The sequence below is a fragment of the bacterium genome, from assembly GCA_035295165.1.
In the GTDB taxonomy this organism is placed as follows: Bacteria; Sysuimicrobiota; Sysuimicrobiia; order Sysuimicrobiales; family Segetimicrobiaceae; genus JAJPIA01.
Genome location: DATGJN010000032.1, coordinates 1 through 24,801, shown reverse-complemented (window position 1 = coordinate 24,801; position 24,801 = coordinate 1). Strand labels below are relative to the sequence as shown.

Annotated in this window: 21 protein-coding genes; 5 read left to right on the top strand and 16 right to left on the bottom strand. The window is 68.3% G+C overall.

Annotation, left to right across the window (positions count from 1 at the left end; all coding sequences use genetic code 11):
• The 7 genes from VKZ50_04750 to VKZ50_04720 all read right to left on the bottom strand — a co-directional run.
• A partial coding sequence (locus tag VKZ50_04750; GenBank protein HLJ59022.1) for a hypothetical protein occupies positions 1-677 on the bottom strand: 677 nt, incomplete at its 3' end.
• A gap of 432 nt (positions 678-1,109) precedes the next feature.
• On the bottom strand, positions 1,110-3,251 hold the full coding sequence (locus tag VKZ50_04745) for a transglycosylase SLT domain-containing protein (GenBank protein ID HLJ59021.1): 2,142 nt from the start codon (positions 3,249-3,251) through the stop codon (positions 1,110-1,112).
• Positions 3,252-3,353: 102 nt separating this feature from the next.
• Positions 3,354-5,564, bottom strand: coding sequence for a phosphodiester glycosidase family protein (locus VKZ50_04740; GenBank protein HLJ59020.1), 2,211 nt, complete (start codon positions 5,562-5,564; stop codon positions 3,354-3,356).
• A gap of 126 nt (positions 5,565-5,690) precedes the next feature.
• A complete protein-coding gene (locus tag VKZ50_04735) occupies positions 5,691-7,094 on the bottom strand; it encodes a DUF4340 domain-containing protein (GenBank protein ID HLJ59019.1) in 1,404 nt (467 codons plus the stop codon).
• Positions 7,091-8,479, bottom strand: a complete 1,389-nt coding sequence (locus VKZ50_04730) for a Gldg family protein (GenBank protein ID HLJ59018.1) — start codon at positions 8,477-8,479, stop codon at positions 7,091-7,093. Before VKZ50_04730 ends, VKZ50_04735 begins: the two co-directional genes overlap by 4 nt.
• A gap of 4 nt (positions 8,480-8,483) precedes the next feature.
• Positions 8,484-9,245 carry an ABC transporter permease subunit gene (locus VKZ50_04725; GenBank protein ID HLJ59017.1) on the bottom strand — a complete coding sequence of 254 codons (762 nt, stop codon included), beginning with the start codon at positions 9,243-9,245 and terminating at the stop codon, positions 8,484-8,486.
• Positions 9,242-10,213 (bottom strand): ABC transporter ATP-binding protein, encoded by a 972-nt coding sequence (locus tag VKZ50_04720; protein ID HLJ59016.1) that lies wholly within the window; start codon positions 10,211-10,213, stop codon positions 9,242-9,244. The genes VKZ50_04725 and VKZ50_04720 overlap by 4 nt, the downstream gene beginning before the upstream one ends.
• A gap of 103 nt (positions 10,214-10,316) precedes the next feature.
• Here VKZ50_04720 and VKZ50_04715 point away from each other — a divergent pair, with 103 nt between their 5' ends.
• Positions 10,317-11,924, top strand: coding sequence for an alpha amylase family protein (locus VKZ50_04715; protein HLJ59015.1), 1,608 nt, complete (start codon positions 10,317-10,319; stop codon positions 11,922-11,924).
• A gap of 433 nt (positions 11,925-12,357) precedes the next feature.
• Here VKZ50_04715 and VKZ50_04710 read toward each other — a convergent pair whose 3' ends face one another.
• The 5 genes from VKZ50_04710 to VKZ50_04690 form a co-directional block, all read right to left on the bottom strand.
• Positions 12,358-12,771, bottom strand: a complete 414-nt coding sequence (locus tag VKZ50_04710) for a type II toxin-antitoxin system death-on-curing family toxin (GenBank protein HLJ59014.1) — start codon at positions 12,769-12,771, stop codon at positions 12,358-12,360.
• A 724-nt stretch (positions 12,772-13,495) separates the two neighbouring features.
• On the bottom strand, positions 13,496-13,699 hold the full coding sequence (locus VKZ50_04705) for a cold-shock protein (protein ID HLJ59013.1): 204 nt from the start codon (positions 13,697-13,699) through the stop codon (positions 13,496-13,498).
• Between the two features lie 56 nt (positions 13,700-13,755).
• Positions 13,756-14,880, bottom strand: coding sequence for an FAD-dependent oxidoreductase (locus VKZ50_04700; protein ID HLJ59012.1), 1,125 nt, complete (start codon positions 14,878-14,880; stop codon positions 13,756-13,758).
• A complete protein-coding gene (locus tag VKZ50_04695; GenBank protein ID HLJ59011.1) occupies positions 14,873-16,144 on the bottom strand; it encodes an NAD(P)-binding protein in 1,272 nt (423 codons plus the stop codon). Before VKZ50_04695 ends, VKZ50_04700 begins: the two co-directional genes overlap by 8 nt.
• On the bottom strand, positions 16,141-18,411 hold the full coding sequence (locus VKZ50_04690) for a xanthine dehydrogenase family protein molybdopterin-binding subunit (GenBank protein ID HLJ59010.1): 2,271 nt from the start codon (positions 18,409-18,411) through the stop codon (positions 16,141-16,143). The genes VKZ50_04695 and VKZ50_04690 overlap by 4 nt, the downstream gene beginning before the upstream one ends.
• Before the next feature lie 190 nt (positions 18,412-18,601).
• On the opposite strand from VKZ50_04690, the gene VKZ50_04685 reads away from it, so the two are divergent.
• From VKZ50_04685 to VKZ50_04675, 3 genes are read left to right on the top strand one after another with little or no spacing between them, the layout of a single operon-like run.
• Complete coding sequence (locus tag VKZ50_04685; GenBank protein HLJ59009.1) at positions 18,602-19,513, top strand: LCP family protein; 912 nt, start codon at positions 18,602-18,604, stop codon at positions 19,511-19,513.
• Complete coding sequence (locus VKZ50_04680; protein ID HLJ59008.1) at positions 19,510-19,728, top strand: hypothetical protein; 219 nt, start codon at positions 19,510-19,512, stop codon at positions 19,726-19,728. The genes VKZ50_04685 and VKZ50_04680 overlap by 4 nt, the downstream gene beginning before the upstream one ends.
• Complete coding sequence (locus VKZ50_04675) at positions 19,725-20,744, top strand: alcohol dehydrogenase catalytic domain-containing protein (GenBank protein ID HLJ59007.1); 1,020 nt, start codon at positions 19,725-19,727, stop codon at positions 20,742-20,744. Before VKZ50_04680 ends, VKZ50_04675 begins: the two co-directional genes overlap by 4 nt.
• 16 nt (positions 20,745-20,760) lie before the next feature.
• On the opposite strand, the gene VKZ50_04670 is transcribed toward VKZ50_04675, so the two are convergent.
• Entirely contained in the window at positions 20,761-20,997 is a 237-nt protein-coding gene (locus VKZ50_04670) for a helix-turn-helix transcriptional regulator (GenBank protein HLJ59006.1), read from the bottom strand.
• Positions 20,998-21,186: 189 nt separating this feature from the next.
• On the opposite strand from VKZ50_04670, the gene VKZ50_04665 reads away from it, so the two are divergent.
• Positions 21,187-21,747, top strand: a complete 561-nt coding sequence (locus VKZ50_04665) for a hypothetical protein (GenBank protein ID HLJ59005.1) — start codon at positions 21,187-21,189, stop codon at positions 21,745-21,747.
• A 405-nt stretch (positions 21,748-22,152) separates the two neighbouring features.
• On the opposite strand, the gene VKZ50_04660 is transcribed toward VKZ50_04665, so the two are convergent.
• From VKZ50_04660 to VKZ50_04650, 3 genes are all read right to left on the bottom strand, one after another.
• On the bottom strand, positions 22,153-22,458 hold the full coding sequence (locus VKZ50_04660; GenBank protein HLJ59004.1) for a DUF3892 domain-containing protein: 306 nt from the start codon (positions 22,456-22,458) through the stop codon (positions 22,153-22,155).
• 242 nt (positions 22,459-22,700) lie between these two features.
• Positions 22,701-23,474, bottom strand: coding sequence for a hypothetical protein (locus VKZ50_04655; GenBank protein HLJ59003.1), 774 nt, complete (start codon positions 23,472-23,474; stop codon positions 22,701-22,703).
• Between the two features lie 235 nt (positions 23,475-23,709).
• Complete coding sequence (locus tag VKZ50_04650) at positions 23,710-24,492, bottom strand: STAS domain-containing protein (protein HLJ59002.1); 783 nt, start codon at positions 24,490-24,492, stop codon at positions 23,710-23,712.
• Between the last annotated feature and the right edge of the window lie 309 nt (positions 24,493-24,801).

The window sequence follows — 24,801 nt, the reverse complement described above, 5'->3', positions numbered from 1 at the left end:
TTCCCCCCGTTACCCCCGGCCCCGCCGTTCCCCCCGCTGAACTGACCGAACGACGCTCCACCGTTCCCACCATTGCCCCCGTTACCGCCGTGCCCGTTGACCGCGTTGTGGTTGCCGCCGTCGCCGCCCGCGCCGCCCGGGCCGCCTGCACCGGTCGGAAGCGGAACGTCTCCGCTGCGGGTGCTGCTCGCGCCTTGCGGTGGCGATCCCGGATCCGAAGACGGCCTCCCGGTCGCCGCAGGATGCGTATCGCGAACCTGACTCAATTGCCCGAGCCACGCGCCCAGTCCGAGCGGCGACCCGCGACCCGCGCCCTCTCGCTCCGTCGCGGCACCACCGACGACCACGACACCTGCGATCATCGAACCGTCCGACAGTTGTATGCCTTCCACCACCGACCTCACGGGAAGTCGCGTCGGAGTATCATTGGCAGAGGCCAGTACGACCGTCGTAAACATCGTGGTCTGCACCCGCATCTCGCCCCGCGCCGTGGACAGCATCAGCACGCGCCGTGCGACATCAACGGACACCAGCATCCCCGCAATGCTCACACGGGTCCACGGGACGGCGCCTTGGGCCGCCGGGATCCCCTCAACGCCTGCGCCGCTTGCGATCGCCACGCCGAGTACCACGGCGACACAGACCCCTGCGACCCGCACCAACCACGCGCTTCTCACGTATCGTCCCCGCTCCTACTTCGCAATCCTTGGTCCCCGGCGGGGCCGCGTCCGCCGCATCGACGGAGGGTGTCTTGCGTCGATGTCGTAGGCTCGGACCCCGACCGGGTACCCAATCGATCAATAGCATGAGCCGAGAGACCGATGCAGATACCAATAGGAGGATTACCCGGTCTCGTACAATCGCACATCGTTCGATTGGTGTGCATCGGATCGAGTCGACATGCAGAAACTGGTGGCAATCGATCGGCCAATGGGCGTTTTACGAAGTTTTGGCGAGAAAATATTACTCAAACGAACTAATGGCACTCACCTCGAACGGTCATTCTTGACCCCACGGCATGGCGACCGCCTCGCGGCTTCTGCGGGATCGGCGTAGATACCCTTGCGGGTCAGGAGTTCCTGGACCGAGCGATGTGCGTGTCGCGCCCTTTATGGCGGGGCCGGATGCCCATCCCGGTAGAGCCAGCGATACATCGCCGCCGATTGCAGGACCACCTTGACGTACGCACGGGTCTCCGGGTACGGGATCGTCTCGTCGAAGGTTGCGGCATCCGCCGCGGCGCGTTGCCCCTGCCACCGTTTGACCGCCTCCGGCCCGGCGTTGTAGGCGGCCACGGCCAGATCCGCGCGTCCGAACTGCTTGAGCAGTTCCGCGAGCACGACGGCGCCCAACAGCACGTTGGTCTGCGCATCCGTCAACTTTCCAAGGTCGGGTGGGGCCACGCCGACGGTGCGCGCGGCGCTCTTGGCCGTCCCCGGCATGAGCTGCATCAGTCCATAGGCGCCCGCGGGCGACACCGCGCTCGGATCGAACCGGCTCTCCTCACGCATCACACCCGCAACCAAGTACGGATCCGTCCCCGTGCGTCCCGCCGCCTGGGTGATCGTCTGCCAGGCCGCTTGGGGATATAACGCCTCCCACAGCGCGAGCGGCATGCCAGCGCCGGGCGTTCCAGCGTACAACGCCTGCGCCTGCTCGGCGGCGAGGATCCCCCGGGCGACTTGCTGTTGACGCTCGTAATACTGACCCAGCACCAGCGTCACGGCGGCTCGATCCGCAGGCGGCGCCTGGGCCGCCGCCGCTTCCAGCTCCCGGGTCGCGTCGGCCGTCTGCGCGAGCGCATCCAGTTCCCGGAATCGATCCAGCGTTGCGAGCTCGCCGGGAGGCAAATCCGCCATGGGTTGCGCGATCGGGACGCGCAGCGGCACACCGATCTGGGCAGCAGCCATCTGACCGTAGAAACTGTCCCCAAACTTCGCCGCCGTCTGGCGGTATGCGTCGGACGCGCCGGCGCCGTCTCCGGCCGCAGCCGCCGCGCGGGCCGCCCAATACGATCCGGCGGGCGCCATCTCCGTGTCACCGGCCGTGTTCGCGAGCTGACGCCAGGCGGCGAGCGCGTCCTGCCATGCGCGCAGCCGGTACTGAATCCACCCGGCCTCCCACAGCGCTCGATCGCCCCAGCGCGTCCCGGGGAATCGGCTGGCCGCCTCACGGAACAGCGCCACCGCGGGCCCCCCGGTGCCGCGGTCCTCGCGGGCCGCGGCGACCGCGTACAGCCCTCGCGGCGCCAGCGACGACCGCGGGTACGTCCGCGCGAGTAGCCGCGCGGTTGCGAGCGCATCGGCGTCCCGGCCCCGTGTCAGCGCGATGCGCACGAGATAGTACAGCGAGTCGTCCGCGTGCATCTGCTTGAGCGCCACGTCCTGCTGAAACGCCGCGGTCGCCTCGTCGAGCCGTTGCGCCTGGTACGCGATCACGCCAAGCGTGTAGAGCGCGCCGTCTGCGACGATCCACCCGCCGGGCATGTGGAGCGCCTGCATCAGCTCGGCGCGCGCGGCCCCCATCCTCCCGGCCGCGAAGTCGTTCGCCCCTCGCTGATACACGGCCACGGGAGGGGTCGCGTCGGGCGGCAGCACGTGCGCAGAGGCGAGTGTGCGAAGCCGCAGGTACGCCGACCGCGCGTAGCTAGCGTCGGGGAATACCCACAGCACGCGGCGGTACGCCTGCGCCGCGTCCGCCCACCGGTTCTGGCTCTCGAGCGTCGTCCCCATTTCGTACCATGCTTGGGCGGCATGTTGTCCTGCCCCAAACGCTTCGAGGTAAACGTGGTAGGCATCGGGGGCGTCGGGTGAGCCCTGCCCCCTCAGACTCTCCGCGCGTTGGAACAGCGCGAGCCCCCGGAGCGTGCTCTGTGGAAAGCGCACGAGGAGCTCCTGAAATCGCTGGGCGGCCGGTCCATACTGGCCCGCGTCGAGCGCGGCAAGAGACTGATAGTACAAGGCGCAGTCGGCGAGGACCGGAAGCGCCTGTCCCGCCCGATCGAAGGACGCCTCGGCGTCCGCGTACTGAGTGGTCGCGAGATCCACGACACCAAGGAGATACGACGCCCGTCCGCCATCGGCGCCGGGATCCTGCGCCAGCGACGTGAGCATGGCACGTGCGCCGGGAAGATCACCGCCCGAGTAGGCGGTGACCGCCGCCGCAAGCGTTGGCGGCGGCTGAGGCAGCCCCGGCGCGGGCGCGCCGACGAGCAGCACCGCCGCAAGCATGAGGCTCAGCAGACTTCTCACGGCATAGGCCATCATGGTCCGGGAAGCGCCCGACACGTGCGACGCTCGGCAGCGGGCGCCCTCCAGCAGATCGCCGCGTCGCCTCCGGGGATGGGTCCCGCGCTACCCCGCGTCACCGGTCGGATAGATCACGCGCGGACTGCTGAGATAGATGATCCCGTGGGGCGTTCGCGACGGATCGGTCTCCACGACGTAGAACGTCGCCCACGCGATGGGGAATGCCAGGCCCGCGGGAAGCTGCACGGTGATGGACCGCCACCCGGTCCAGTCCACGTGCCGCGCCAGGGTCACCGTGCCGCGATCACCGTTTGCCTGGTCGAACGCGCCGCGCAACCAGACCCCGCTGCCGTCCCCGTAGACCCACAGCGTGATCCCCGACGGAGCACCGGGAAGCGGCACCTGAGAGAGCAGATACGCCGCGCGCGTTCCCGTGCCGTCGAGACCGAAGGTCAGCTTCGCAGACGGGTGGCCGTCGTGTCCCGGATCGGTCACGAGCGCCACCGAACCGGTCACGGTATTGGGGTAGCCGCGAAACGTCCACTCACCGCGATCAAACTCGGTGAGATATTTCGCCGTGCTGCCGATCGTCACCCGGGCTCGACCGACCGCGCCCCCCGCCTGCACCGTGATCGTGCCGGCGCCGGCCGCGTCGCCGGCGACAAACACGCCCGACGGCGAGATCCTGCCCAGCCGGCCTGGGGTCACGCTCCACGAAGCGATGCCGCCGGACAGGATCACCGCCCGCCCGGCGGCACCCTGCGCCTGCATCGTAAACTGGGCGCCGGCGCCCGGCGCCACGTTCGCCGACGCGGGGCTCACCACGAGTTTGCTCAGCCGCGTGACCACCGTGACCGGGATCGAGCCGGCCGCCTGCCCGCTCTGGACCGTGAGCGTCCCGGTCCCCGCGGACGGTCCGGCGGTCACGGCGGCGTTCACGTCGCCGCCAACGGTAACAAGATTGGCCGGCGAGGTCGTCGCCTCAACAGGATCGGTCAGCGCGGTCGGATTCCCCTGCGCATCGACGCCGATCAACGACAGCGCTGCGGTGGTACCCGCAAACAGGTCGAGCGGCCGCCCTCCGTTCACGAGCAGCCGCGCCGGCGCGCCGGGCACGGCCGAACTGTAGATGAGGACGGCGTCGGCGACCGGACGTTCCGTGCCGTCCGACGGTGAGTTCACCACGGTCGGGGCCGGAGCGCCCGGCAGGCGCACCACCATCGTCGCGGACCCGCCGCTGTCGAACGCCATCGCCTGAGCCGCGCCGATACGCCGCATGTAGTCCGCGAGTTGCGGCCGGGTGACCCCGATGCTGAGCGCCGGCTGTCGGCCGTCAACCTCGACGAACGTGAGCGTGTGTCCGTCCGGTCCGATCCCCACGGCGCTCACAGGGTACCGATAATCCCGCTCCTTTGGCGAGGGGGCGTCGGGATCCTCGACGACCTGTCCGTTCTGCACCAGCACAGGGCCGCCCCCGATCGCGACCTCTGCGTCGTGCCAGTCCGGGTCGGTCGTCAGGTTGAGTTGCACCGGGCTGCCCGCGTTGAGCCGACCCAGCCAGTCCGCCCCCGCGCCGAGGCCCACGAGGATGACATCGTTGTTGGGGAACGGCGCGTAGAACGCCTGTTGCGGCCACACCTGCTTCACGAAGGACCGCCCCGTCTCGTCGGGAGGCGTCAGCTCGACGACCATCTGACGCGCGCCCGGATCCGGCGGTGGCACGCCGTACCCCCGGATGTTGGACATCAGCACGATTCCGTTCGGAATCAGTCCGGTGTTGTAGCCTTCGAGCGGACGCGTCTCTCCCGTCTCGGGGAGCACCAGCGTACCCGTCCAACGGTAGCGAACGATCCGGGCGGCGCCGTCCTTATCGACGACGAGCGCCACCCACCGCCACGGGCTGCGCAGCAGCTGCCCGTTTTGCAGCACGATGTTGAGCGGAATGCCGGACTGGTGAATGTCAAAGTAGTCCGCGTTGACGCCCGCGATCGCCCCGGTGCGGAGCGCCATCGAGGACACTGGCTCGTCGTCGCTCATCAGACGATCCCTGGCGAGTCCCACCCCCAGCCGAACGGTGGGGTTGCTCAGATCCACCTGCATCTGATGCACCTCGAGCGGGCCGTCGGCCGTGGCGAGTGTGGTGTGATGGTACTGGACTCCCGATGCGACGGGGAGGTCGAGGCTCGCGGCCGCGAGCACCGTGGGCCACAGATTCGGCGGCGAGACGGCGAACACGGACGGAACGATGAGCACGAGGACCAGAAGGCACGCGACGCAAAACCCGGTGATTCGGCGGCGAGGAATGTTCGACCTCATGCGAAGCCCGTCCGTAGCTGCGACGTTTGTCGAAGTCGCGAACACGTTCGCCGATCAGTCGCTCGTACCCTCCCACCCCGGGCCCGCGTTCCACGGCACGCCAAGGCCGCGACCGCGGTGGGCCGACTACGGCTTGTGGGGTGTGCCCGCCGGCGGCGGGGTGGCGCCCGGGTGCGTCACCGCGGGGCCGTGTCCTCCCGAGCTCGGCGCGCCGGGTTGAGCCGGCAACCCGAGAAACGTCTTGATCGACGTCGGGAGCGCGTCGAGGGCGTTGGCGGCCACGACGTACTCCAAGCCCAACGCCTGATCGGTGACGAGCCACCCGCCTTTGGGTTGCGGATAGAACCGGACCGCAAAGCGCGCGTCCGTACCTCCGTCGGTCCTGATCTCGAACGCCGGCGCGGCCTGGGGAGACGCGGCGACCGCCCGAACCGAGTCGGCGTCAAGCAGGTTCATGGCGGAGAACATATCCGAGACGTCTTGGTCGCTCAACCGGCCGCCCGTGAACCCGGGCCCCTGGCGGTGGACCTCGAGCGATTGCCCGTTCCGCCGCCACGTGAACGTCGTGAGATCCGCCGGATTGTACGGGAGCACGCGCGTGCTGAGAAGCGTGATCGCCGCGGGCGCCACTTTGCCCACAATCGTGGGGTCGAGCTCAAGCACCGTGTGGGCGCCCGCGATCATGCCGTAGGCGACTTTCCCACCCGGCGCGACCAGGATCCGAAGCGGCTCCGGGTGTCCCTTCAGCGCAAGATCCATCGTAACGGCGGGGTGATCCAGCCCGTACGGACGGAGGTCGGTCACCCCGTCGTGGAACCGTTTCGCCTCTGAGGTCGTCAGCGGGAAGAACATGTCCGTCACCTTGAAGTCGTCCGCGGGCCAGGCAGGATGCGCATGCGGCGCCCCGGCGCCCTCGATCCGCCACCGATCGGGACCCGTGCGATCCACGACCAGCGTCGAGTCGGCCGACGCGATGCGGACCTGCTGGACGTCTGCGTTCGCGAAGTCGGCGAGCGTCTTCTGGCGCAGGTCCGCCGCGGACTTGGACAGGGAATCCTTGACCGCCGCATCCAGCAAGTAGACCGCGCCCGGGTCAAGCCGGGCGTAGATCGCCGTCCCCACCGGGGAGGCCTTGCCCAACTCCACCGTCACGGTCTTCCCGCCCGTAGCGCGCAGCGTCATCTTGACGTCCGGCGCGTTTAGCCCGTACGCGGCGGCATCCTGTCCGACGGCACCGAGCGTTCGCTGCGGGACGATGCCGGTCACCGCGTCCAACAGGTCGCTCACCGAGAACGACGCCGCAGGCGTGCTGTACGGTTGCGTGATATCCCAGTGGGTCGCGTCCCGCCGGGCCAACGCGACGGTGCCTTTGGACGTCATGAGCGACACACCGGTGATCTCGCTCTTCTGGAACTGGATGAGGTGTTTGGCCTGTTCCGCGCGCTGCGCCTGCGGCCGGTCCACGGCAAAGATGTACGCTGCGATCGCGGCGACCACCACGGCAAGGATCATCGTGACGCGTGGGTTCACAGGGCCCGCCTCTGCAGATAGATGGACCCCCCGAGCACAAGCAACAGGAGCGGAAGTGCGATCACGCTCCCGATGAACAGATACCGTCCCTGCTGCCCGGTGATGAGGAACGCCTCAAACGGGGTGGCCCGGGGCGCGATGCTGACGAGGTCGCCGGACTGTGTCAGCCACGCGACCGTGCTGGTGAACAGATCCCGGTTGCCCACGAGTCCGACGTACGTGTTTCTGACGAACGAGCTGTTGCCGAGGATCACAGCCGAGCCCTTCGGCCCCGGGACCGCCGGCGGCGCGCCCTTCGCCCCGCCAGCCGCCGGTGCGGGCGGCGCCGGCGACGGATTGGGCGAGATTTCCACGGCGAGCACCGCGGGCCCCTTGATGTCCGTCCCCTGCTGGAACCGGAGATCCTCGGTCGCGGTATTGACCTTCACGTAGCTCGCCGCCGAACTCTGGACGACCGGCGTCATGGTCACGCCGGGGGTCTTCACGTTCGGCACAAGCGGCGTCGCGAGCGGGAACGCCGTGGCGAGCTGGAAGTTCTGCGTGATATCGTTCGGCGGATACTGGGTCGCGATCGGCACGCGGACGTCCCCGCCGAGCAGGCGAGACACCGGATCGATCACCACGCCTCCCGGGGCGCCGACGTGAAACGCCGTGGCCAGCCACGCGCGCGTTCCCGCAGGCGTCTGCGGATCCACCATGACCAACAGCTTTCCGCCGCCCTGGTAGTACCGCGTGAGCGCCGCCGCTTCTTGCGGCAGGAGGTCGCGCGTCGGAGCCGCAATAATCACGGCCGAGGCGTCGGACGGGACTTCCCCTGTTTGGATCAGCGCAAGCGGTTTCACGTCGAACCCCTTGCCCGTCAGCGCCTGCTTGGCCGTGCCCATGCCGGTGCGCGTGAAGTCGTCGAGCGGGATCTCTCCTTCGCCCTGCAGGACGTACACGGTTTTCTTCGAGGTCGCGAGGACGTGCAGGATGCCGTTCGTCAGCGCCTCTTCCGACCCGTCGTCGACCGTGTACGACGCCGCCCCGTGCTGCAGCACGATCTGCCCGTATGACGTGACCTTGTACTTCTGGGCTTCCGCCGGGTTGCGGTCGGGATCGACGATCCGATACTGAAAGTCCTTGCTGTAGTACTGATACGTGCCCAGCTGCTGGCGATACGTCTGCGCGGAGTCCGCGCCGGGGAACGCCACCGCCTGGATCGGCCCGGGCAGCGTTCGAAGCACCTTGATCGTCTGCGGTGACAGGGAATGCTCGCGCGTGGCGGTAAGATCCCACCGTACGTGATGCTCCGTCACCAGGTAGTTCAACCCAACCAGGAGCGCGGCGACGAGGATCGCCGAAATGAGCGCGTTGGTCGTAAGCAGGGCGTTGCGGCGCTTCATCGCACTACCTCCACTTCCGGGACTCGAGCGCGACCACGCCCAGGAACACGAAGAACCCGGCGAGGCTCAGGAAGAATACGATATCCTGAGTGTCCACGACACCGCTCGCGAGGTTGGTGAAGTGGGTCGAGAACGAGAGTGACGACAGGACCTGTTGCACGGCCGACCCGGTGGCTTGCTGCGCGAACCCGAGCACCCAGAACAGGAGCAGCAGGGCAAACCCGATCGCCGCCGAGACGATCTGGTTCTCGTTGAGCGTCGAGGCGAACAGGCCGATCGCGAGGAACGCGCCGCCGAGCAGCAACAGGCCGATGTAGGATGCGGCGAGCAACCCCCAGTCCAGCCGCCCCACCAGCGCGAGCGAGAGCGGCATGTACGCGCTGATCGCCAGCAGCACGAGGAACAGCACCACGCCGGCGAGGTACTTGCCAAGGACGATCGCGGTGCTGCTCACGGGCGACGTCGCGAGCAGTTCCATCGTGTGCGCGCGGTCCTCCTCGGACACGAGCCGCATCGTCAGAATCGGAATCAGCAGGATCAGCACGAAACTCGCGTCCTGGAACAACGGAGAGAAGATGATGCGCGTCGGGTCGAAATCCGGCGGAGGCGGCCCCTGGAGCTGCAGCACCTGCACGGTGTAGACGCCGATCAGCGAGAAGAACAAAAACCCGGTGATCAGGAAGAACATCGCCAGCGCCACGTAGGCGATCGGCGATGTGAACAACTGCTTGAGCTCCTTTCGGGCAATCACGAGAACGCCGCTCATGCTGGAGCGTCCTCCCGGCCGATGGCGGCGTCGTCCGAGGCCGCGTCCTCGTGCGTCACGAGCTTCAGGAACACGTCCTCGAGACTCATCGCGAGCGGGCGTAATTCGAGTAGCCCGGCGCCTCCCTCGACCACGGCGCGAGCCACCTGCTCGCGCACGTCCCGGCCGAGCTCGGCCTCCACGACCAGGTCCCCCTGGTCGGCGCCTGGCGCGACGTGGAGCACGCCGGGAATCCGGGCCAGCTTGCCGGGAAGGTCGCCCGCGTTGCGCGCGGCTCGGACGAGCGTCTTCTCCGAGCTGCGCAGCCGAGCCGCGAGCTGCTCGTACGTGTCCACCGCGACAATCCCGCCTTCATTGATAATGATGACCCGGTCGCACACCGCCGTGGCCTCGGGGAGAATGTGGGTGCTCAAGATGATCGTGTGGCTCCCTTTGAGCGCCTTGATGACCTTCCGGATCTCCACGATCTGCCGGGGGTCCATGGCGGACGTGGGTTCGTCTAGGATCAGGACCTCCGGATCGTGGACGATCGCGTGCGCGAGGCCCACGCGCTGTCGGTACCCGCGCGACAGATTCCGGATCAGCCGGTCGGCGACGTCGTCCACTCCGCACAGCGTCATCGCCCGATCCACCGCATCGGCGACTTTCCGGCGCTCGACGCGCTTCAGCCGAGCCACGAACGTCAGGTACTCGCGGGTCGTGAAATCGTCATACAGGGGCGCGGTCTCGGGCAGGTACCCGAGACGGCGCTTTGCTTCCATCGGCTTCTCGACGATATCGAACCCCGCAACCGACGCGCGGCCGGACGTCGGTGCGAGAAAGCCTGTCAGAATGCGCATCGTGGTCGTCTTGCCGGCCCCGTTCGGCCCGAGAAACCCGAGGATCTCGCCCTCCCGCGCCTGGAACGAGACGTCCCGAATGGCCCAGCGTTCTCCGTAGTTTCGGGAGAGCGAATCGGCCTGAATCACCCCGCACCACTCCCTTCCACACAGACAGCCTTTATCCTAATGGGGGGCGCGGTCGGATGCAAGCGCCGGAGGGAGCCTCTCGGTCCGTCCCGAACAGTCGGCCATGCAGTCGATTCGCGTCCTCGATGTTCTCGTTGTCGCGCTGCTCACCCTCACCACCGCGTCCCCGGCCGCCGGCGGACTACCGGCGGGCCGGGTTCCGCCTCGCCTGGCGTTGTGGATGGAACCCGGCGCCAACCTTGCGCTCCTCAGCACGCCCGCCGGCGTACGCGACGTGCTCGACCGTGCGCGGGCCGCCGGCGTCGACGTCGTCATGCCCGAGGCCAAGAACGCGTGGGGATACGTCACGTACGCGAGCGCCTTCGCGCCGACGATCGCGGATTCGCCGCTGCCCCACAGCGGGCCGGGCGCAGCATATCCTCCGCCGACGCAGTGGTACCCTCGCGGATACGATATGCTGGCCACGATCGTCACCGAAGCGCACGCGCGCGGCATGCGCGTGGACGCGGCCGTCAACACGTTTGGGGAAGGATACTCCCCCCTACGAGCCGGCCCCGCGTTCACGCATCCCGACTGGCAGGCCGTCGCGTACCTCGCGACGCGCCGGGTCCTAGGCCCGGACCAACACTCCTACGCGCTCTCCGGCGTGAATGTTCCGCGCGAGGACAACGCCCTCGTGCTCTACACACCGGCGTCTGGGGCCGTCGCGCCCACATCACGGTGGGGAGTGGACGTGGCGGTGCGAGGCGGGACCGTAGTGACGGTGCGGGACCGCGCGGCGGGTCCGGACGACCCGGGCGCGCTGCCGATTCCCGGGGACGGCTACGTGCTCTCTGGGCACGGAGAGGCGGCCGCGTGGCTGAAATCGGCGCTGCCGGTTGGCGCCGCGGTTTCGATCGGCCCGGTCGAGACCCGCATGGCGCCGTCGTCTTCGCACAGCATCTTCGCGTTCCTGAGCCCCGCATCCCCCGATGTCTGGAACTACGAGCTCGCCGTCGTCTACGAGATCGTCAGCCGGTACGACGTGGACGGCATCGTCCTTGACCGCACACGGTACCAGGACGTCAGCGAGGATTTCTCGCCCGCGGCCAGGGCGGCGTTCGAGCGGTTCATCGGCCGACCGGTCGCGCACTGGCCGGACGACATCTACACATACGTCCCGAACGGCTACTGGGTGGCGCGCCGGCCCGGACCGCTGTACCGGGCCTGGCTCGGATATCGGGCGCACACGATCATGGCGTACACGCGTGCCGTCGCCCATCTCGTGCATACCCTCCGCCCGAACGTCGCGGTGGCGATGTATGTCGGCGCCTGGTATTCGGTCTACTATGACGAAGGATCCAACTGGGGCAGCCCGGACGTCCGGGCGCCATACGACTGGATCGGGGACGCGTGGGTGCGGGCGGGCTTGGCGCCGCTGCTCGACTACTTGATGATCGGACTGTACTATCGGCCGGTGACGATCTGGGACGCCTACCGGCAGCACGACCACGCCGAGACCAGCGTGCAGGGATCCGCGATGCTCGGGCTCTCCGTCGTGCACGGGGACACCCCGGTCGTGGGTGCGCTCTTGGCACCCCTGTATGCCGACGATCCCGGGCGGCTCACCGCCGCGATGCGGATGTCGAGCCGCATCACACGAGGCACGATGCTGTTCGACCTCGTGTACTTGGACAGCGATCACCTGTGGGACGCCGTCGCGACACCCTGACCCGGGGCGCGACGATCGTCGGTGACACGCACGAAGGCCCCGCCCTGGATCGGGCGGGGCCTTCGCCGTTCGTCTGTCGAAACGTTCTGTCGTGCGACGTGCGCGGCGCCCCCTGGGACCTGCGAGCACGAGGGAGCACCGTGACCGCGGAACCTCCCGCCGCACCGTCGTCGGCCAGCTGAGCCGCGAACCGACGGTGGCCGGCACTCGTGTTGTGCTACCCGGCCATCACCTCAATCCGCGGATACTGGCGGCAGGTCGGACGGTACGGCGTGGAGCGTCTACTATCATCCATCCGCATCACCTCCTTTCATAACTAGAGCTATCATCGCTCCCGAAGCCGCGCGTGTCAAGCCAAGGAAACTATGGAAAACAACTTCGCCGAGGCCCGTGGCCTCGGCGAGGAACCGCTCAGGGCTCGGCGCGTCCGGTGCTACTTTTTCCCGTTCATCCTGCGCTTGGAGTGGGCGCGAATCCACGCAGCGATGCCGTCGCGCGTCATCCCGCCACGCGCCACCCCGGTAATGAACTCAACGACGTCTGAGGGAGGATGCAGTGCCAGCCGGTATCCCGAACTCTCGAGGAACAGCCGCGTGGCCTCGAGCGCCGTGCGCTTGTTGCCATCATGGAAGACCTGGTCCCGCACCAATCGGTCGAGATAGAACGCGGCCATTTCCCACACGGTCGGTTGAGGTCGCAGCGCGATGCGCGTCTGAACGAAACTCACCAGCGACTCGAGACTCGGTGGGTAGACCACGTTCTGCTCGCCAGCGAGGTATAGGCCACCCGTCGCACGAATCATGCGCTGGTTCACGGTCTTGAGCTGGTCCGACGTGAGGTATTTCACCGCTTTGCAAGCGCCTCCCACAACATCCGATAGTCACGGAGGCTTCGGTCAAGACTGGTCGTGAACGTGCGTTCACTAATCGGGTCGGGAGGCGGAAGCGGACGCGCGGGACGTTTGGCGCGGGTCGGTCTCGAACGCACCACCCTGACGCGCGCACGCCCAGCGCGACCTGGCCCCAGCCCGGGCTTCCGCTTCGGCGGCGATTTCGCGGCCGTGGCCCGGGATTTGGTCCGTTGTCCGGACGTGATCCGCCGCGGTTTCGCTCTTGCGGACCTGCGCGCCATTTCTCCCCTCCCCTCGAACTAATCTAGCATGACCCTAGACCCTGCGCAACACTTCTGGGCGAGACTGCGAGAGAAATGCCCAAAAACCACTGCGATTCTGGCTAGATGAACCACCGCTCACTAAAATTCGGCAGTCTGCGCCGCGGGAGCCATCAATGCAACTGCGAGGGAGGAATCTGGAGCCAATAGTGGACCCCGACAGCCAAGCGAACAGCTGTCTTGGCCGGCACCCGTCCGACAGGTGGTTGACTTCGCCTTCCTAGGACTCAACAGGAAGGCTTCTACGCTTGGGTGGATTCGGGGACCGTCGTGGGAACGGAGGTGGGCGCTATTAGAAGTAGGTGCTCCTCAGAAGTAGGTGCTCCTCAATTGAAAGGGCGCCAAGCGGGACGAGCCTGACGCCCCTCTGAATCTGTCGTGTTGGATCTGCCGAGTTTGTCTTAGCCAACCACCCTCACGTTCTGGGCCTGCGGACCCTTCTGGCCCTGGGTAATCTCGAACTCTACGATCTGGCCTTCCTCGAGGTTACGAAACCCTTCGCCCGCAATCCCGGTGTAATGAACGAACACATCTTTGCCTTCCTCCGGGGTAATGAAACCATAGCCTTTCTCCCGGTTGAACCACTTCACGGTGCCCTTCGGCATACTCTGTTCCTTCCTCCCCTGGGGCCGGTTGCCCGCATCAAAGTACCCCCCTAATACTATGGATCCTTCGGCGAATCCTTCCTGGGCAACGCTCCGCCGACCACGGCGGCAGGACGGGCGCGGCGCGGCTCCCATCGCTGCAAGCCTTCGGGGACCCGCCCATCGACGGCGATCGCCGCGGCGGCCTGGGCCAGCAGGGGTACGAGTGTAACTCCCGGCGCGTGTGGAACCGCCACGAAGATGCCCTCCTCGACCTTGCCGAGTAGCGGGAGGGTGTCCGCCGGCAGCGTCGCTCGCCACGGCCACGCATGCAGGACTCGGACGTCCCGCAGCGCAGGGACGAGTTTCGTGGCCGCCATTGCGGCCTCGCGCATCGCGCGTGTCGCCGCCGTGCAGTCGACCGCCTCACCGCCGGCCTGATCCAGAATCACCTCGCCGCGCGACTGCTGACGCACACCCGGGAGACGGTGACGCACCAACGGGGGCAGCGCCTCCGTGGTGATCACATACCCGCCGGTGGCCCGCGCCGGCAACCCGAGACCGAGCTGCCTGTCGAGTTCGGCGAGCCACTCTCCCGACGCCACGATCACCCGCCGCGCCTCCACGTGCTCACGGGCGCCGCGCATGGAAACCCACCGGGCCTGGGCGCTGACGACGACGTGGCCGGCATGGTACAGGAATGTCGCGCCCAAGCGACGCGCCGCGGCCGACAGGCGGCGAGTGAGCAGGAGCGGATTCACAACACCGTCGTGGGGCGAGTAGGTCGCACCGCACACGTCGGGGGCGAGCGCGGGCTCGCGCTGCAAGGCCTCCTCGCGCGACAGCCAGCGGACCGGAAGCCCCGCCGACGCCTGAGTTCGCGCCAGTGCTTCACCCGCCGCCGCCTCTTCGAGCGTACCCGCTGGAACCATTCCTCCGGTCCGCAGGTACCCGATCGGGCCGATCTGGTCTTGCAGGTGCGGGAAGTGACCGGCGCTCTCGAGCCCGAAGGCGCCGGTTTCGGCGGGTTCGGCATGATCCCACACGCTCACCGCGACAGGAGCAGGGAACTCCCTGCCGGGCCCGGCGTAATCCACGACGAGCGGCGCCAACTTCCTCCGGGCGAGCATGTACGCGATGGCACAGCCCAACGCTCCGCCGCCGAGCACCGCGACCTCGTGCCCGCGCGGACGATCAGCCATCCGAAACGGAGGCGACCAGCGAGGCGAGCGCGGCCACCGGCACCGGGCGCACCGGCGCGTGAACCGGCGCAGGCGCGAGGCGGCCGATGGGGATGTCCAGCGCACCGCTCAACCAACGCAGCACCGCCGCCTCGCAGCGCCGCCCCGCGCACGCACCGGCGCCGCACCCGGTCATGCTGCGGACGTCCTCGGGTGTCCGCGCCCCCTCGTCAAGAACGGCGCGCAGGTCGCCGACGGTCACCGACTCGCACGGACACACGACCGTCTCGGCGCCGCCGTCCCACGGTTCCACGACTTCGTCGGGAACGGCACCGGTCATCAACGCCTCGCGCGCCCTGGCGTGGAGCGGGATCGACGCCGCGCGCAACCGCTGGCGGGCGTCCGCGATTCGCTCGTCCGCGTCGGGGAGCATGCCGAGCGCATGAAGGGCCGCCCGCGCAGCGAGCCGGCCCGACTCCGCTGCCGCGCGGGGCGCGTCCAGTCCCGACGCGTCCCCCGCGACGAACACGAGCGGGGTGGGACCGTGCAGCATCATCAACGGATCATATCGGGGAACGAAACCGCCGAGTAGCGGCTGGTGGACGCACGGGCACGCCGCGCGCCGCGCCAAGTCGATCACCGGAAATCGGGGCGACTCGACGCACAGCATCGAGCAGGCATGGCGGGTGCCATCGGCGGTTTCGATCTCCTCGAGCGCGTCGGCGCCATAGGCCACGACCACGACCCCCGGCGCGTACCCGGCGACGGTCAGCCCCGGCGGCCGCTCGGGCGCGATCAAGACTACCGGCACGCCGCGCTCGTGCAGCCGGTTCGCGAGGATCGCACCGTCGGCGCCCCCCGTCACGACGGCCGGCCCGGTGTTGGCCCCGACCCGTCCGGACCGCACAGCCTCCCATGCGGCTTCGAGCGACATCACGCCTCCAAGCGTCCACCCGGGGAAGGGAAGCACCGCCTCCCGCGCACCGGTGGCCACGATGATCGCGCCGGCGGCAACCGATGCGATGCGGTCGCCGCGGAGTACCCACAGCGTGCGATGGCAGAGGTCCCACACCGGGCTGTTTCTCCACACCTCGGTCCCGCCGAGCTCTCGCATGAGCCCTTCCGTAAGCCCGCGGGCGCCCGGTACGATCATGGCGCGGCCGCCGAGCGCCGGACGCTCCTCGACCAACAACACGCGTGCTCCAGCCGCCGCCGCATCGCCGGCCGCCGCGAGCCCGGCCGGGCCCGCACCGACGACGGCGAGGTGCACCGCCGGACCGGTCACCGCTCTCCCCGGGCTGCCAACGCCCCCACCACCACCTCGGGGGTCATGGGCAGCCGGTCGACGCGCGCCCCCATCGCATCCGCGATGGCGTTGCCGATCGCGGCGGCGACCGGCACGACCGGAGGTTCACCCACGCCCTTCGCACCGTAGGGCCCGTGCTCCGACGGGACCTCGACAAGCGCGTCCCGTATCACGGGCACGTCCCCGGCCCGCGGCACGGCGTAGTCGAGGAAGCTGCCCGTCGACAACGTGCCCGCGTCGTCGTAGGTCATCTCCTCCAACAGCGCCCACCCGATCCCCTGCGCGACCCCGCCGTGGATCTGTGCGCGCACGGCCGCCGGATTGATGGCGCGCCCCACGTCCTGCGCAACCGCGTACTCCAAGACGCGCACGCGCCCGGACTCCGGATCCACACGCACCCGCGCAGCGTGGGCGCCGAACGCGGGCGCGCGGTGGGTGATCGCTTGCGACGCCACGCCGAACACCGGAGGATGCGACGCCCCGAATCCGGTGGTCATCTTCGCGAGGTCTGCCACCGCGATCGCGCGCGACGGCGTGCCCCGCACGCGGGCTTTTCCGTCCACGATCTCCACATCCGCCTCGGCCGCCTCAAGGCGCGAGGCGGCGAGCCGGACGAGTTGGCGGCGCGCGTCGTCGGCCGCACCTTGGACCGCGGCGCCGACCGTATAGATGATCTTGCTCCCCCCGGCCATGCCGGCTGCGGGCGCGCCGTCGCTGTCCGCGCTCACGATCCGCACCTGCTCCACCGGAATCCCCATCGCCTCTGCTGTGATCTGCGACAACGCCGTCGACGTCCCGCTGATGTCGACCGACCCGACCAGCACCTGCACGCTGCCGTCGGCGTTCATGCGCACGCACGCGCTGGCCGGTTCGATGCCGCCGAGCCAGCCGCCGAGCGCGACGCCCACCCCCTCATGTTCGGCTGGGCGGCGTGACCGAACCAGGGGGTCCTCCCGCAATGCCTCTAGCACCTCACGCAGCCCAATGCGCGGCCAGGGTTCGCCCGTCGGCATCGGATCCCCCGTCTGCGACGCGTTTCGCAGACGAAGCTCGAACGAATCGTGACCGATCGCGCGCGCCAGGTCGTCCATCACCGACTCGATTGCGAACGTTGCCTGCGGCGCGCCCGGGGCGCGGTAGGCGCCGACCGGGGCCTTGTGCGTCAAGACCTCCTGGCCCTGGACGTCCAAGTGCTCGATGCGGTACGACCCACTCAGCAGCAGCGCCGCGATGTTGACAGGCGCCCCGGGAAACGCCCCGGCATCGAACAACAACCGCGCCTGCAGCGCGGTCAAGGTCCCGTCGCGGCGGGCGCCGAGTTTCACGTCCAGCACCGACTGCGGCGCCGGCGTTCCGGTCCGAAACTCGTCCATGCGGGTCAGCGTCAGCCGGACCGGGCGCCCCAACACCATCGCCAGAGCGCCGGCCAGGGGCTCGAGCAGCACGATCTTCGCCCCGAACCCGCCGCCGACCGCCATCGGCACGACACGGACGGAGGGCTCGGGGAGACCCAGGACCGCGGCGATGTTTTCCCGCGCGTAGAACAGACCCTGCGTGGCCGTCCACACCGTGAGTCGCCGGCCGTACGCGTCGTACTCCGCCACGCTCGCGTGCGGTTCGATGTAGGCTTGGTGGACAACGGAGGTGCGGAACCGGCGGCTCACGACTGCGGCCGCATCCCGGAACCCGCGCTCCACATCGCCCCGCGAGAAGCGCACGCGACTCGCGACGTTGCTCGGCGCCTGCGCCCCCTCATCCTCGGTCTTCAGCGCGGCGTGCAACAGCGCCTCTGAACTCTTGCCGGCCAGATCGGGCTGGACGAGCGGCGCGTCGGGCGACGCCGCCGCGACCGGATCCACCAGCGCGGGAAGGGCATCGTACTCGACCGACGCGGCCAACCGCTCCAATCCATCCTGCGCGGCCGCTTCCGTCTCGGCCACGACGACCGCGACCGGCTCGCCCGCATATCGCACCTCGCCGCGCGCCAGCAGGCACCGCGCCCTCGATGAAGGCGCCGGATCGCCCGCGGGGAGATCGTCTGCGGTGAACACGGCGACCACGCCGGGCACGGCCCGGGCGCCGTCCTTGGGAATCCGCCGGATCCGGGCGTGAGCGTACGGACTGAGCAGGATGCGCCCCTGCAGCACCCCCCGCAGATCGACGTCGGCGGCGAACCTCGCACGGCCGGTGATCTTTTCCTCACCATCCACCCGGCGGACCGACCGCCCGATGACAGAGACCGTCATACTGCGCACCTCATCTTTCACGGCGTGATGACCAGCGGGGTGTTAGGGGTGTTCCAGACCTCTCGGGACCGCTCCTGCTCGCCAAGGAAACGCCTTTGGGCAGCGCGAACTGGGCTGTACCTGGCGCCGAGGCGGACGTTCGCGGAATGAACGCGCGCCGGTCATCCGACAATCAGGAGCCGTGCCGCACGTGCGCGTGCACAACATCATCCACCGCCTCGTCCGAGGCGTCATCGTCATCGTTCTGCTGTCGCTCGTTGTCCTGCCGTTCCACGCCGGACCGCCCGCGCCGCGCACTCCCAACGAGGCGGGACCGGCGCCCGCTCCGGTACCGCGCGGCGATGTGCGATTTCTCGTCGTCGGACTGACGCAGGACAAACAGCGCACCGACACGATCGAGGTCGTGCAGTGGGACGACACCCACCACCGCGTCAGGATCCTTGGCGTGCCGCGCGACATCGACATCTCGATTCCGGGCATCGGCACCACGAAGATCGTTCATGCATACGCGACCGGGGGGATCGGGCGCGCGCGCGCCGCGGTCGTACGGCTGCTCAATGTGCCGATCGCCCATTACTTCGTGTTCAGCCTGCCGGCGATGCGCCACGTCGTGGACCTGATCGGCGGCGTCCCGATCACGGTGGAGAAACGCATGGTGTACGCCGATCACGAGCAAGGACTGTTCATCAACCTGCAGCCGGGCTACCAGATCCTCGACGGCGCGCACGCCGAACAGTACCTGCGCTTCCGGCACGACGCGGAGGGCGACATCGGGCGCATCCGCCGCCAGCAGCACTTCATTCAGGCCGCCCTCATCCAGGTCCACAAACCGTCGGTGATCATCCATCTCCCCGCGATCATCGAGGCCGCGCACGCCGACGTGGAGACCGACCTGACGACCTCCGAGATCCTGGGATGGATGCGACGCGTGCAGCCCCTCACCCCGGACGAGGTCACGAGCGAATCGATCGATGGACGACCGGTCGTGCTGTACGATGATCTGGCGCGGATGCGGCTCGATTTCTGGGCGCCGGATGTCGCCGACCTGCGCAGCAAGGTGCGCTGGATGGTGACGGGCGTCCTCCCGCAGCACAAGCCGTGAAGGCGCAGGGACCGCGCGCCTCATTGTTCCGGCGGCCGTCGTTCTGGCTCATCGTGGTGCTCGTGATCGTGATCCCCACGGTGACGTTCTTCTCCACCCAAATGCTGCTGCGCGTGCTCCGCCCGCCGGCGCATTCGTCGGGATCGTCGGTGCGAGCCGACGCCCGATCGAGCACCGGGAACCAGACCGCACCACCGCGAACGTTCATCGCATGAGAGCCGCGCTGCTGCACGGAGCGAGGGACCTGCGCCTGGGAACCGTACCCGATCCAGTCCCGACCGAGGACGCGTTGTTGCTGCGCGTCCGTGAAGTCGGCATCTGCGGGAGCGACCTGCACTTCTACCGTCAGGACGGGGGCACGCTCGTCGATCCGGCATCACCGCTCGTGCTCGGGCACGAGTTCTCCGCGGAGATCGCCGACGATCGCGGCGCGGCCCTGGGGCTGCCGCCCGGACGCCTGGTGGCGGTCGACCCGGCGCGGCCCTGCGGGCGATGCGAGTGGTGCCTCCGCGGAGATCCGAACCTTTGTCCCGACCAGGCCTTCGCAGGCACCCCGGGAACGAACGGCGGACTCGCGGAGTACCACGCGGCGCCCCGCGAAGCCATTATCCCGGTGCCGCCGGAATTCGACGCCGCGACCGTTGCGCTCCTCGAGCCGCTGGGCGTGGCCGTCCACACGCTCGACCTAGCTCACCTCCGGCCGATGGACTCCGTCGCCGTCGTCGGAGCCGGTCCGATCGGTCTCATGGTCGCGCAGGTGGCGAGGGCGTCCGGCGCGGGCAGGGTCTTCGTCGTCGAACCGCTGCGATACCGGCTCGACGCGGCCCGCCGTCTCGAGGTGGACGGCGTCGCCGAGGAACCCGGCGCCGTGCTCGGGTGGACCAACGGGCGCGGGGTCGACGTGGTACTCGAAGCGACGAACGCGCCGTCAGGCGCCGAGGTCGCGGCGGCGCTCGCGCGCGTCGGTGGACGGATCGTCCTGGCGGGAATCCCCGAGGACGACACCGTCACGTTCAAGGCGTCTCTTGCCCGGCGCAAGGGCTTGACGGTGAAGTTCCAGCGCCGCATGGGCAGGGTCTACCCTCGGGCGATTGAACTCGTGCGCACCGCGCGGGTGCGGCTGTCGCCGCTGGTCACACACCGGTTTCCCCTGGATCGCGCCGCCGACGCGTTCGCCCTCCAGGATGCGTACCGAGACGGCGTGATCAAGACGATGATCGTTGTGCGTTGACGCCGTCTAGGTCATTCTAACCGACGGCCCAGGCGCGCCACTGCGCCTCGAGGTCCGCAATGCCGGTCACGCTCGCGAGTCTTCGGAGCTCAGCCTGGTGAGGGGTCGCGACCCCCAACTCCCAGGCCTGGACGCGGCCCGGCGGCAGGCCGAGCATGCCCTCGACTTCTCGTGCGTCCCGCCGATTCGCGATACGCCACCTCCACAACGGATTCGCCGTGAGCCGTTGTTGCGCCGTCGCGTCGAACTCCATTCGCGCCCCCCTGCGTCCGTCAGCCTCGTCCGCTACGTTGATGATAGGAGCGGAGCGCACGCCTGTCCAGTCTGCCGTCGGGAACTCCACGCCCCCGTGACGCGCTACTACACGAGACGCGGATTCCCGCGACCGCACGCACATGCGGCGCGATGGCACCGACGGACGCTCCGCAGGGGGAGCATCGCCATGACGAAACGGCTCGTGATGCTGAGCGTACTGCTGGCCACGGTCATCGGCATGATCGCCGCGCCTGGAACGGCGCGCGCGGACGACAACGGCGGCCCGATGCTTGCGCCGGGGCCTCCTCCCGCTCCGCAGTACGAGGTGGCCCCGGTCGTCCCGGGGCCGGCGTACGTGTGGGTGGCCGGGCACTGGCAGTGGGTCGGCCGATGGGCGTGGATTCCCGGACGGTGGGAGATCGTACCCTACCCCGGCGCGCGTTGGGTGTCCGGCTACTGGGCCCGCGCGGGACGCGGGTGGGTCTGGGTAAACGGACACTGGGCCGGCAGCGGTCCGGCGTACACCATCGTCACCGTCCCGCCGCCGGCGACGCGGGTAGACATCATCGGCGTTCCCCCGTTTGCCGCCGCCGTGTGGATCGGAGGCTTCTGGCGCTGGACGGGTGGGAACTGGCTCTGGGTACCGGGATACTGGACCCGCGCGCCGTGGCCGCGTGCGGTCTGGGTCCCCGGCTACTGGACACGCCAGGGAAGCGGTTGGATCTGGTTCGCGGGATACTGGCAGTAGGCGCCTCGTCCTTGAGGCGCGGGCGCGTCACCATCTATCTCAGCGCTTGCAATGGAGCAACCGTCACCGTCGGATGCGCAAGCATGAAAACCGACGATGGCCGCGACCACAACGACGTGCGGGACAGCGTCCCGATCCGGATCAGTGCGTTGTCATGGACCAGATCAGCAACCCGCCCAACAGAACCACGATGAAGAATAGCGGCACACCCTCACCCCCGCGCGCACCAGGCGCTCATCACTTGTCGCAGCGCCGGCGCCTGCCGATCCCCCACACCGGCGCTGGCTCTCACAAGCGTGAAGATAAGAAATTCCGCACTCCGCTCACGGGGTCCTGCCGCCGAGGCACCGGGATGAGGCTGTGACATGACCGGTATGCGGTGCCTCCCCGAACAGCGCGGCGCTCCTACGCCCCCAGGATGCACTCGCGCTTGGTCAGGAGGTTATCGTGATACAAATGGTCACCGTCTGTCTTGATATATTCCGTGCCGTTCCGCTCCGCGATCACGACCCGCACCGACGTCGATGATAACCGGACTATGCAGTAGAACACATCACCGCCTCGGATCGCCGCGATGACTTCCGGAACCGACCACTGTCTCGTTGCCCACACATCGTTGGGATCTTCGCTCGTGCCGATCCACGCGACCTGCCGGTAGGGCTCTCTGTGAGTGGGATGTTTGGTGACACAGACGACGTAATACGCAGCCACATCGTCCTCCCTTGGCGTGGCAACTAGACAAAAAGTTTGTTCAAAGTATACCAAACACAACGGAGCGCTGGTAAAGATATTCACCAGATGCGATATTTTGCTGATATTTGAGATTTGCCGAAGGAAACATTCGATAAGCAAGACTTATCCCAGAACCGTGCCCGTCAAATCCGTATGCCCCAGGGATCAGATCGACGCCACGCAAGACGGCAACTTCCGGAGCGTGCTTCCCGTGAGAATCCCTATCGGTGGGGACCTCCGCCTCCACCACCGCCACCGTGGTTGCCACTACTTCCCGCCCCGCCGCCGCTGGTCCCGCCAGTCGTGCCGCCACCATGAGCACCGCTACTGCCGGATCCATTGGCGTCACCGGCACCACCACCGCTATTGCCGCTGTTGGTGCCCCCGCCCGGTGCGCCGGGTCCGTTCGGCGAGTCCACGGCCGCCGCGGGAGAACTTGCGCCGGACGATTCGTCGCCGGCGACCCGTCCCGCTGCCTGCGCCACAACCCGAGCCCTGGCCTCGGCGGCTCCAAGATGGTTGTCTGCCCATTTGGTCACCACGGACACCCACGCGTCATGGTCACTGTAGAGCCGTTCGAGGCTTCCGGACAGACGCACCAGTGTCCCGTATCCGTTACTGTTCTTGAAGGGGGCGGCAAATTTCGCGTCCAGCGGAAACCCCGCAAGCCGCGCCCCGAGAAGCTCACCGTCGATCACGCAGCTTCCCGTGAGGCAGGACATATTGCCGCTCAGGAACTTGCCCCGGGGCTTGGTTCCCTTCGGCGCAACGGCCAGCTTCGCCGTGACGGTGTTGAACACTCCCACCACAACTACACCGCCGATGTTGCCGGCGACCTTGTCCGTGTCCGCGCCCACATGGGTCAGGATCAGCAGCAATGCCGGCGCCCGGTTGCCGTTGGCCGCGGCACCGCTCGGAATCGGCGGGGTCGCCACGAACAACGCGACGCACAGGAGGCCCCAGGCGTGCCAGGGCTTCGCCGGTCGCCTTGTCATTGGTGCTTCCTCACGCGGTCCCCCCGGTGGCGATTCGTAGCGACGCCGACCACCCTGCCGAGGGGGGTGCTCCGATGGGACACCTCTCCCCTTCACCCGCTTGAATGGTCTCCGCCCCGTCAGTTGAAGGAGGGCACGCCGTGCGCATGGGGTTCGCCGGAGTCATTGCCGCAGCGGCGGCAGTGACGTTCGGGAACGGGAAACAGACAAACGGCGAGAACGGGTGGCGTAGAGATCAGTCGCCTCGAGGTACTACGGCGACGTCCCAGTGTCCCGCGCGGATCCACACGTGCTTGGTCACACGCACCCGGGGATGGTCCCTCTCCGCCAGCCGTTGCGCCAGCTTGGGCGCGACCACGTTGTTGAACAGGGACCGAACGGACGCCACGGCGTGGCGAAGCGGGTCCGCGTCCTCGAGGGCGGCCGGCGCGCTGTCTCCGAAGAGCATGTCGTAGAACTGCTCTTCGGTCGCAAACACGGCGCCCACTCGATCCGCGCGCTGCAACAGTCGTTCCACCAGCGCGTCGGCAAGCACCTCCAGAAGTTCGGGGGACTGCGCCCGCTCCGCCCACCCATGAATCCCGCGCACGGCAGCGGCCATGTCGCGGACGAAGTCGCCGACGGTCACCGGTTCAGACCGCAGAAACGGTCCGGGCGCGACGGCCTGCTCGCGAAGGGCATCGAGCGCGACGGCGACGTCGGGATAGACTGTGACCGCGTGGCGCAGGCTCGTCAAATCCAGGATGCGTTGGACGAACAACGACGGCTGGGCGAGGATCAGTCTGCGCCCGAGACGGGGCGCCCTGTTGTGAAACTGGGCGAGGGTGGCAATGGCCGTGCTGTCGATGTACTGCAGCCCGCTGAGATCAATAATGATATCCTTGTCGGCAATCATATCTTCGAGCGTCTCCGCGAGCAGGGACACGTTGCTCAGGTCGAGTTCCCCACCGAGGCTGACGATCACGATGTCTCGCGCCCACTCGTCCGCCTGGATGTGCAGCATCCGGTCGTCAGCCACTGCCGGTCCTCGAAGGCGGCCGATGGCTTCGCGATCCACTCGGACTCGGCCCGAGCACCGCCCTGATGGCCACCACCCCACCCCCCGACCACCGACTCGCCGAAGTACTGATACGCGCGCGCTCCCCCGAACCCTGCTCGCACCCGAACCCCGCCAGCGCCGGCCCGCGTGTCAACACCGGTTGAAATCTCCGCGTAGTGCCGGTTGAAAATTCCCCAGCCCGTCAGGTGTTCGATATCACCTCCTGTCCGCCCGGCCGGTGCGCGATGATCGCATCGGTGGGCTGGGCTCGGTGCCTTGGGCCGCTAG

Bases quoted from the DNA above. Each gene is read 5' to 3' on its own strand.
- VKZ50_04665 (HLJ59005.1), top strand. From the start codon at position 21,187: ATGACGAAACGGCTCGTGATGCTGAGCGTACTGCTGGCCACGGTCATC.
- VKZ50_04700 (HLJ59012.1), bottom strand. From the start codon at position 14,880: ATGGCTGATCGTCCGCGCGGGCACGAGGTCGCGGTGCTCGGCGGCGGA.
- VKZ50_04715 (HLJ59015.1), top strand. From the start codon at position 10,317: ATGCAGTCGATTCGCGTCCTCGATGTTCTCGTTGTCGCGCTGCTCACC.
- VKZ50_04730 (HLJ59018.1), bottom strand. From the start codon at position 8,479: ATGAAGCGCCGCAACGCCCTGCTTACGACCAACGCGCTCATTTCGGCG.
- VKZ50_04705 (HLJ59013.1), bottom strand. From the start codon at position 13,699: ATGCCGAAGGGCACCGTGAAGTGGTTCAACCGGGAGAAAGGCTATGGT.
- VKZ50_04675 (HLJ59007.1), top strand. From the start codon at position 19,725: ATGAGAGCCGCGCTGCTGCACGGAGCGAGGGACCTGCGCCTGGGAACC.
- VKZ50_04725 (HLJ59017.1), bottom strand. From the start codon at position 9,245: ATGAGCGGCGTTCTCGTGATTGCCCGAAAGGAGCTCAAGCAGTTGTTC.
- VKZ50_04655 (HLJ59003.1), bottom strand. From the start codon at position 23,474: ATGACAAGGCGACCGGCGAAGCCCTGGCACGCCTGGGGCCTCCTGTGC.
- VKZ50_04740 (HLJ59020.1), bottom strand. From the start codon at position 5,564: ATGAGGTCGAACATTCCTCGCCGCCGAATCACCGGGTTTTGCGTCGCG.
- VKZ50_04670 (HLJ59006.1), bottom strand. From the start codon at position 20,997: ATGGAGTTCGACGCGACGGCGCAACAACGGCTCACGGCGAATCCGTTG.
- VKZ50_04690 (HLJ59010.1), bottom strand. From the start codon at position 18,411: ATGACGGTCTCTGTCATCGGGCGGTCGGTCCGCCGGGTGGATGGTGAG.